The organism is Vibrio sp. 10N.222.49.C9, assembly GCF_041474985.1.
Lineage (GTDB): Bacteria > Pseudomonadota > Gammaproteobacteria > Enterobacterales > Vibrionaceae > Vibrio > Vibrio crassostreae_C.
On sequence record NZ_JBFRVD010001197.1, the window covers coordinates 1 to 404 of the forward strand.

A 404-nucleotide genomic window follows, 5' to 3' on the forward strand; every position below is an offset into this window, starting at 1 on the left:
GGAGCGTACCATTTGATGGTTGATGAGTCTGAGGTCATGGAGCATCATGATTTGGGGTTGTCTATCTATGATGAGTGTTCTTGGCTTGAAGTGGATATGCTATACGTTGATGTTTATGCCGCGGTTAATGTTGACGACCTGTTTAGTGGCTTGGCAAAAGGGGTGGTAGGTTCTCGCTTGAGAATGGCTGTCCTGGAGTATTTTTTTTCACTCAAGGGTGGAAAGCTCGTTAAGTCATCTGATGGCGGTGATGAAAGTTTCGCTGCATGGTCTGAGATACGCAAAGCACAATTAGCTTACTACTAAGCATTGAAGCCCGCATATTTATGTGGGCTTTACTTTTTTCAGCTTCGCCAATCGACAAATAATTCCCCGTTCTCAATGAATGCTGAGCGATCTGTAGG

At 44.6% G+C, this 404-nt stretch carries 1 protein-coding gene; it reads left to right on the plus strand.

Features of this window, described 5'->3' with window-relative positions; all coding sequences use genetic code 11:
* The coding region (locus AB4585_RS27545) for a hypothetical protein (RefSeq protein ID WP_372171932.1) at positions 1–306 on the plus strand (306 nt) is incomplete at its 5' end.
* Positions 307–404 lie beyond the last annotated feature (98 nt).